General features: G+C 70.8%; 1 protein-coding gene. It reads right to left on the reverse strand.

From position 1 onward, the window contains the following. Positions 1-122: 122 nt before the first annotated feature. A complete protein-coding gene (locus tag AOK24_RS34080) occupies positions 123-1,754 on the reverse strand; it encodes a phospho-sugar mutase (RefSeq protein ID WP_055723871.1) in 1,632 nt (543 codons plus the stop codon). Positions 1,755-1,824: the final 70 nt, after the last annotated feature.

Here is a 1,824-nt window from a genome sequence, read left to right on the forward strand (position 1 = left end):
TGCGGGGGCTGTCGCCGGGAAATCACCCTATGGGAGCAGATGGTTGTGTGAGGGGTGGGGTACGGGGGCCAGCCGGCCGGTGCTGGGCTGAACCCCCGTAGTCCCCGTGTACCTCTCAGGTATTAGATGCCCGCCGCCGTCGAGAAGTCCCGCTTGATCTCCGCGAGGAGCTGCGCCGCCTTCTCCCTGGCCGCCGGGAGGGACGCGTGGTCCTCGACCGGGATCACCACCTCCAGGTAGCACTTGAGCTTCGGCTCCGTGCCGCTCGGGCGGACGATGACCCGGGCGCCGTCCAGGGTGTAGCGCAGGCCGTCCGTGGGCGGGAGCCTGTCCGTGCCCTGGGTGAGGTCCTCCGCCTTGGTGATCGGCAGGCCCGCCAGGCTCGTCGGGGGGTGTTCGCGCAGGCGGGTCATCGCGTCCGCGATCAGCGCCAAGTCCTCGACGCGGACCGAGAGTTGGTCCGTCGCGTGCAGGCCGTGCCGCACCGCGAGGTCGTCCAGGAGGTCCAGGAGCGTGCGGCCCTGCTCCTTCAGCTCCGACGCCAGTTCCGTGATCAGGAGGGCCGCCGTGATGCCGTCCTTGTCGCGGACGCCCTCCGGGTCCACGCAGTAGCCGAGGGCCTCCTCGTAGCCGTAGCGCAGGCCCTCCACCCGCGCGATCCACTTGAAGCCCGTCAGGGTCTCCTCGTACGGGAGGCCCGCGCTCTCCGCGATGCGGCCCAGCAGGGAGGAGGAGACGATCGACTCCGCGAACGTTCCCTGCGCGCCCCTGTTGACCAGGTGTGCCGCCAGGAGGGCGCCCACCTCGTCGCCGCGCAGCATGCGCCAGTCCTCGCCGTCCCGTACCGCCGCCGCGCAGCGGTCCGCGTCCGGGTCGTTAGCGATGATCAGGTCCGGGGTGGTCTCCCTCGCCTTCGCGAACGCCAGGTCCATCGCGCCGGGTTCCTCCGGGTTGGGGAAGGCGACCGTGGGGAAGTCCGGGTCCGGGTCCGCCTGTTGGGGGACCAGTACGGGGGTGGGGAAGCCGGCCCGCTCGAACGCCGCCAGCAGGACGTCCCTCCCTACGCCGTGCATCGGGGTGTAGACCGTGCGGGCCGTCCTGGGGGACGTGGGGGACAGGACCTTGTCCGTACGGGCTAGGTACGCCTCCAGTACTGCCTCGTCCAGGGTCTCCCAGCCGTCCTCCGGGCGGGGGACGTCGGTCAAGGACGCGATCGCCTCGATCTCCGCCGCGATCTCGCTGTCCGCCGGGGGGACGATCTGGGAGCCGTCGCCCAGGTACACCTTGTAGCCGTTGTCCCTCGGGGGGTTGTGGCTCGCCGTCACCTCTACGCCTGCCGCTGCGCCCAAGTGCCTTATGGCGTACGCCAGTACGGGGGTCGGGAGGGGGCGGGGGAGGAGGGCCGCGCGGAGGCCTGCGCCCGTCATCACCGAGGCGGTGTCCCTTGCGAAGTCCGCCGACTTGTGGCGGGCGTCGTACCCGATGACTACCAGGGCGTTCGTCTCGCCCTTGCTCTTCAGGTACGCCGCGAGGCCCGCTGCCGCTCTGATGACGACCGTGCGGTTCATGCGCATCGGGCCTGCGCCGAGTTCGCCTCTCAGGCCGGCTGTGCCGAACTGGAGGGTGCCGGAGAAGCGGGCGGTCAGTTCCGTGACGTCGGCGGCTTCGATCAGCTTCGCCAGTTCGTCGCGGGTTTCGGGGTCGGGGTCCTCCGCGAGCCAGGTTCTGGCCCGGGACATGAGGTCGTCTTGCACTGCGGGTCAGCCTCTCGTTGTACGTCGTGGGTGGTACGGCTCGGAGTTCCTCGCCCCCGCCGCCCCTACC

The organism is Streptomyces niveiscabiei, from assembly GCF_001419795.1.
Lineage (GTDB): Bacteria > Actinomycetota > Actinomycetes > Streptomycetales > Streptomycetaceae > Streptomyces > Streptomyces niveiscabiei.